7 protein-coding genes and 1 pseudogene are annotated in these 6581 nt (G+C 58.0%); 6 read left to right on the top strand and 2 right to left on the bottom strand.

Translation table 11 applies throughout. From position 1 onward, the window contains the following. Nucleotides 1–678, top strand: a 678-nt coding sequence (locus DU506_RS20355) for an IS4 family transposase (protein WP_114488679.1), incomplete at its 5' end; no start/stop codon positions are given. A gap of 25 nt (nt 679–703) precedes the next feature. Beyond that, complete coding sequence (locus DU506_RS22380; RefSeq protein ID WP_235825840.1) at nt 704–958, top strand: hypothetical protein; 255 nt, start codon at nt 704–706, stop codon at nt 956–958. A 491-nt stretch (nt 959–1449) separates the two neighbouring features. On the opposite strand, the gene DU506_RS20365 is transcribed toward DU506_RS22380, so the two are convergent. Next, nucleotides 1450–2520 (bottom strand): RNA-guided endonuclease InsQ/TnpB family protein, encoded by a 1071-nt coding sequence (locus tag DU506_RS20365; RefSeq protein ID WP_147273802.1) that lies wholly within the window; start codon nt 2518–2520, stop codon nt 1450–1452. An 82-nt stretch (nt 2521–2602) separates the two neighbouring features. Here DU506_RS20365 and DU506_RS20370 point away from each other — a divergent pair, with 82 nt between their 5' ends. The 4 genes and pseudogenes from DU506_RS20370 (at nt 2603) to tnpC (ending at nt 6323) form a co-directional block, all read left to right on the top strand. Further along, the gene (locus DU506_RS20370; protein ID WP_114488681.1) at nt 2603–3640 is read left to right on the top strand and encodes an IS110 family RNA-guided transposase; all 1038 of its coding nucleotides are present in this window, start codon (nt 2603–2605) and stop codon (nt 3638–3640) included. A gap of 335 nt (nt 3641–3975) precedes the next feature. After that, nucleotides 3976–4296 (top strand): IS66 family insertion sequence element accessory protein TnpA, encoded by a 321-nt coding sequence (tnpA, locus tag DU506_RS20375; protein ID WP_114488682.1) that lies wholly within the window; start codon nt 3976–3978, stop codon nt 4294–4296. A gap of 32 nt (nt 4297–4328) precedes the next feature. Beyond that, complete coding sequence (tnpB, locus tag DU506_RS20380; protein WP_114488683.1) at nt 4329–4664, top strand: IS66 family insertion sequence element accessory protein TnpB; 336 nt, start codon at nt 4329–4331, stop codon at nt 4662–4664. Nucleotides 4665–4714: 50 nt separating this feature from the next. Continuing rightward, nucleotides 4715–6323 (top strand): annotated as a pseudogene (gene tnpC / locus DU506_RS20385) (IS66 family transposase). Nucleotides 6324–6438: 115 nt separating this feature from the next. On the opposite strand, the gene DU506_RS22910 reads toward tnpC, so the two are convergent. Next, nucleotides 6439–6581, bottom strand: a 143-nt coding sequence (locus DU506_RS22910) for an HNH endonuclease (RefSeq protein WP_147273803.1), incomplete at its 5' end; no start/stop codon positions are given.

Genomic DNA, 6581 nt, shown 5'->3' on the forward strand with positions numbered 1-6581 from the left:
GGTCTGCTGCATGCCTGGCAGAGCGCAGGCGAGCAACGTCATTGGCTCATTCCCCTGAAGAAGGGAACGCATTATCAGGAACAACGCTCGCTGGGCAGGCAAGACCGCCTGGTGACCTTGATCACGTCACCTCAGGCGCGCAAGAAGTGGCCGGACTTGCCGCCGACAATGACGGCGCGTCTGTTACGCCGCAAGGTGAATGGCAAGGAGGTTCAGGTCCTGACCTCGATGTCCGATCCGCTGCGCTTTCCGGCGGCAGATATTGTCGACCTTTATAGCCATCGCTGGGAAATCGAACTGGGCTACCGGGAAATCAAGCAATCGTTATTAGGAAACCGCCTAACGTTGCGCAGCCGCACGCCGGCGATGGTCTTTCAGGAGCTCTGGGGCACCTTGCTGGCCTACAACCTGCTCCGTTTCCAGATGGCGCGCATGGCCTATAGCCTGGACGCCGTGCATCCCAACCAGCTTAGCTTCCATCAGGCTGCCCACTGGCTCATCAAGGAGTTGACGATTCTACCTTGGGTCTCGCCGGGACGCGTGCCCGGCGTGCTTCAATCGATGCTGGACATGGCACCTGCCTTCGTCCTGCCTGAGCGACGCGAGCGGTCTTATCCTCGATCGGTCAGGCGCCGACCACAGAAATACCCCACCAAGAAAAATGCCAGTCAGCGTTAACTGACTGGCATTACCGCTAAGTGGGGTGTTCAGCGTCGAGAACGCTGGCGAGAGCTGGGAAGCCCTGCAGCAGGCCGTGGATCGGATTGTGGCGATCATTCAAGCTGACCCGAACAAAGAACGCATCGATAGGGTCATCACGCGCTGGATTAAGCGTCACCTGCAGCGGCTTGGGGCAGAGGTCAATTTGGATCAGCTCAACAGTTTGGTGGAGGATAAAGATATGTTGGCAGAAAATTTAGAAAATCTGGTGCAAAAAGAGCGTCGAGAAGAGCGCTAGAAGGTTCTGCAGGAAGCAGAGGCTCGAGCTTTAGAAGAAAAGCGTGAAACGGTCCGTCATCTGCTGGCGTTCGGTGTGCTCAGTGATGAGCAGATTGCCGAAGCCACAGGGTTAGCGATTGACGAGATTGCCAAGCTCCGTATCGAAGATAAGCACTGATCCCACCTTCTCCAATAACCCGTCTGACGCACAAACAAGGGCAGCCCCGGTGACTGTCCTTTGTCTTTTAACAAGGGAATGCGAAGGACATTACGTGTACAGCTCCATGAAAAATTTGGCGATTTGCCTCTCTGGGTTGATGAGGCAGTGTATAGGTTGGAATACGATCAGCTACTTCAGCTGAGCCGCGATATTTTTCACGCTGACAGTATCGAGCGTTTGTTATCCGAGACGAGCTGACACTCCCCGCCCACCGCGCTTCGCGCTTTGGGCGAGGGTTCTAAGGTCGCCCCAGAACCTTCCTGCTTCAACACGCCTTCACTAGACAACGGCTAGGCCGCTGCCCCCGCTCCAGTCGCTCCACAGGCTAACCCTGCCAGTCCGGCAGTTCGAATATTCTTTGCAGCGTTGATGTCGCGGTCAATCGGTTCGCCACAGCCTTTACAGTGCCAATGGCGCTGCGATAGCGGCAGCTTGTCGACCTTGTGGCCACAGCCATGACACAGCTTGCTGCTGGGGAACCACTGGTTTACCTTCACCACTTGCCGTCCGGCCCAGGCGGCTTTGTACTCAAGCTGGCGGACAAATTCGCCCCAGCCGGCATCGCTGATGGCCTTGGCTAAATGGCGGTTTTTGACCATGCCGGTGATGTTCAGCGACTCGATACACAGCACTTGGTTTTCGTTGATCAGCGTGCGAGTGGCTTTATGGATTGCGTCGCGGCGGGAGTCCGCGATCTTGACATGGAGCCGCGCCACCTTCCGGCGCAGCTTGTTGCGGTTGTTCGAGCCTTTGCGTTTCTTGGCCAGCCGGCGTTGAAGGTAGGCCAGCTTGGCTTCGTAGCGTTTTAAGTGGTGCGAGTTGCCGGATTTCGCGCCGTCGCTGGTGATGAACAGGTCGGTCAGCCCAAGATCAATCCCCACCATTCTCGGTGTGATCGGCAGCGCGTTAGGGGCAAACTCACACAGGCAACTGATGAAATAGCGGCCTGCACGGTCTTGCGAAATCGTGATGCTGGAGGGTTCACAGGGCAGCGGGCGGCTCCAGCGGATCGGCAGGGGCACCTTGGACTTGGCGAGGGTGATCTCGCCCTCCCGATAGCGAAAGGCGGCCTTGGTCAAGCGGATCGACTGCCGGCCACCCTTGCGCTTGAAGCGCGGATAGCGCGCCCGGAGTTTGGGGTTGAAGAAGTTATCGAAGGCGGATTTCTGGTCACGCAGGGTTTGTTGCAGAATGACGCTGGATACGTCCTTGAGCCACGGAAACTCAGCCTTCAAGTCCACCAGGCGCTTTTCCGCTGTGGAAGACGACACCGACTCGCCGTGCTGCTGATACGCCTCGGTGCGATAAGCGAGGTCGGGTAAGGAGGCAACGTTGCCGCAGCCCCCTCCCCTAAGAACCAATGGGATGGAGTCCTCCCCACCCTACCCCGGCGCCAATGCGCCACACTGAGAGGGTGAGGTAACCGGCTGAGGAGAGCATCCCATGAGCATTTCACGCGTTGGTGTCGATATTGCCAAATTCGTCTTTCATGTTCACGGCGTCGATCGTCATGACCAGGTTGAGTGGCGCGGCAAGTACAAGCGCGACAAATGGCTTGATGCCATCGTCAAGCGCGTCCCCACGGGGGCCGAGATCGGCATGGAGGCGTGTGCCTCCGCCCACCACTGGGCGCGTGAGCTGCAGGCACGCGGCTATCACGTCAAACTGATCGCCGCACAGTTCGTCAAACCCTACGTCAAGAGTAACAAGAACGATCGCGTCGATGCCGAGGCGATCTGCGAGGCCATGGGGCGTCCGACCATGCGCTTCGTCGCCATCAAGACCGTCGCCCAGCAGGATGTCCAGGCGATGCACCGTATCCGCGCCGAGCTGGTCCACCAGCGCACCGCCAAGGCCAACCAGATCCGTGGCCTGATCGGCGAGTACGGGCTGGTGGCGCCCACCGGCATTGGCCAGTTGCGCGCGGCCTTGCCTCGCTGGCTGGAAGATGCCGAGAACGGCCTGACCGATGGTTTCCGTGTCCTGTTGTCGGGTCTCGCCGAGGACCTGCGCTACCTGGATGATCGCATCGCCACGGTGACCGAGCGCATCGAGCGACACGCCCAGACCGACCCGGTTGCCAAGCGACTGATGACCCTGCGGGGCGTCGGCACATTGACCGCCAGTGCGTTGGCCGGCGCTCTGGGTGATGCCCAGGCCTTCAAGTGTGGCCGTGATTTTGCCGCCTCGCTGGGGCTGACACCGCGGCAGCACAGCACGGGAGGACGTGACCGCCTGCTGGGCATCAGCAAGCGAGGCGACAGCTACCTACGGACCCTGCTGACCCACGGCGCGCGCGCCGTGCTGCGCTACTGCGAAGGCAAGGAAGACAACCTGAGTCACTGGGTCCGGCAGCTGGCCGAGCGCAAGCATGCCAATGTGGCGGTGATTGCCCTGGCCAACAAGACGGCACGCATCGCCTGGGCCATCACTCGCCACGACAGGGCCTATGACCCTGACTTGGCAGCACAGGCGGCGTAATATCCACCTACTGTATTACTGATTTTTCAACAAGATAACCCACCATCACGATTGCTGAGCATGCTGCAAGATGGCGAACAGGTCGAACCGACGTCAGCAAACCCCTGCACGTACGGGAGCTAACAGCTCGTAGAACCGATTGGGAGCTGGCGTGCGGATAGCCCATCAGGGTCCGATGCCCTTGGCATCATCATAGAGACCGGATATACGTGTGCAGTCGTACCTACCGTCGATCGTGCCTCATGCTTGCAAAGTAAGCGCCCTTAAACCGACATCTACCGCTCTCGCTTTTATCCCCTCACACTGATGCCATCAGATCTTTGTGAGGTGGCTCCATGACGCATCAAGAGCGTGAGCAATATTGGCAGCAACAAGTAACCGAATGGCAAACCTCTGGTTTGTCCGGCATGGCGTTTTGCAAGCAACAAGCGCTAACGTACCATCAGTTTTCTTACTGGCGTCAAAAGCTCTTGGCCAGCGCTTCGTCAACAAAAGAGCCGGTCGCCGGTTTTGCCACCGTCGCGTATCCCAATACCGTCACCGCAAAAGAAATAGATTCCACGGGGCTTGCGGTATCACTGCCCGGCGGCATCACGGTCACGGGCTTGCACGCGGGCAACGTGGCGTTACTGGGCGATATCCTGAGGCAGCTGTGAAACGGCCACGCTATTTACGCCCAGCGTGGGAAATGCCTGAGATCTACCTGTACCGCGCACCGGTCGATTTTCGCAAGCAAGCTAACGGCCTGGCGTTACTGGTGGAGCAGGAACTGGGGCACAATCCCTTTAGCGGGGCGCTGTATGCCTTTACCAACCGACAGCGGAACAAGATCAAGTGCCTGATGTGGGAAGACAATGGCTTCGTGCTCTATTACAAGGCGCTGGCCGAGGAGCGCTTCAAATGGCCCGGCCCCTCGGATGACGTCATGGCGCTGACCGGCGAGCAGATCAACTGGCTGTTGGATGGCTACGATATTACCTTGATGCGCGGCCATAAAACGCTGCATTACGATAGCGTCGGATAGGCCATAAAGTCCTGATTTTCAGTGCTTTAACATACCGATTTTGGTATCATTTGCGCATGAGAAAACACCCCGAAGTCCCCTCCCAAATGCCTGACCTCAGCGGCCTCTCAGCCGCTGAGGTAGTGGCTCTTGTGGCGGGGCTTCAGCAACAGGTGGCTGCCCAACAGACGGTATTACAACAGCGTAATCTCTATATTCAATTGCTCGAAGAGAAGCTGCGCTTGCAGCGCATTCAGCAGTTCGCCGCGCGCAGTGAAAAGTCCGCAGATCAGGCCCATCTGTTCGATGAGGTAGAGCTGGAAGCTGAAATCGAGGCGCTACGCGATCAGTTACCGGACGATGTCGAAGAGCAAGGCGCGCCACGTCCCTCACGTCAGCGTCGACAACGTGACTTCTCCGACACCCTGGTCCGCGAACGTATTGAGCTCACGCTCAGCGAAGAAGAAAAAACCGGGGCGACCAAGACCTTCTTCACCAAGGTAAAAGAAGAGTTGCAGTTCATCCCGGCGCAGCTGAAAGTCCTCGAATACTGGCAGGAAAAAGCGGTATTCCCGCTTGAGGGCAACGACCATCTCCTCGCTGCTGAGCGTCCGGTTCATCCGCTAGGCAAGTGTACTGCGTCAACGTCACTGCTGGCGTACGTGATCACGTCCAAGTACGCCGATGGTTTACCGCTGTACCGATTGGAAGGCATGTTCAAGCGGTTAGGTCACGCCGTCAGCCGCACGCAGATGGCAAACTGGATCATCCGCCTGAATGACGTCTTCACGCCCTTGATCACGCTGATGCGCGAAGTGCAAAACAGCAGCGCGTATCTGCAAGCCGATGAAACGCGGCTGCAAGTGCTCAAGGAAGACGGCAAGACCGCTCAGTCAGATAAATGGATGTGGGTCACCCGAGGCGGCCCGCCGGATCAACCGTCGGTGCTCTTTGCCTACGACCCGTCCCGCGGCGGCAGCGTGCCGGTTCGTCTACTCGACGACTTCGCGGGGATCCTGCAAGCCGATGGCTACGCCGGTTACGGCCAGGTATGCCGTGCCAACGGCATTACCCGCATTGGCTGTTGGGACCATGCGCGTCGCAAGTTCGTGGAAGCGTCTAAGGCGGCCAAGGTCAACGCAAAAGGCAAGAACGCCACGCCAGCCAAGGCCGAGGTAGGGCTTAGCCATATCAACAAACTCTACGCCATCGAACGGCAGATCAAGGACCTCAGCGAAGCGGAACGTTACCGTGTCCGTCAGGAGCTGAGCCTTCCGCACCTTGAGGCCTTCAAGGCCTGGCTAGAGGCCAATGTCACCCGCGTCATGAAAGGCAGCCTGACGCGTCAGGCGATGGAATATACGCTAAACCAGTGGGATTACCTCATCGGCTATTGCGCGCGCGGCGACCTGCACATCAGTAACGTTCTGGCAGAAAATGCTATCCGCCCGTTCGCCGTTCGCCATTGGCCGAAGAGCGTGGCTGTTCGCGGATACCACCCGTGGAGCGCACGCCAGTGCCACCTGCTACTCGCTCATCGAAACAGCCAAAGCCAATGGCTTGGAACCTGCCGCCTATATCCATCATGTGCTGGAGCGCATCGCCACCGCTGATACGCTGGAGGCACTGGAAACGCTACTGCCCTGGAACGTGAACTTGGCGCCCGTCGCAAAAAAGTGACAGAACACGGCTAGGTCAAGTGTGTCGATTTAAGGGCGCTTACCTTGCAAACGGGGAGGACTCCATATACGTACGTGAGAGTTTCCCCTCATACGGCTCAAGCTCTTGAAAGCCCTTAGTGAGCCGGTTGCTCAACTTCTGTACCTTGGCTATGCACTTTCCTATGACAGTTGATATGAAGCATTACCAAATTGGAAGGTGCATCAGATCCACCGTCAACTTTTCGTATCTTGTGGTGTAGATGCCATCTTGTTTCCA

Source organism: Vreelandella rituensis, assembly GCF_003336665.1.
GTDB lineage: Bacteria > Pseudomonadota > Gammaproteobacteria > Pseudomonadales > Halomonadaceae > Vreelandella > Vreelandella rituensis.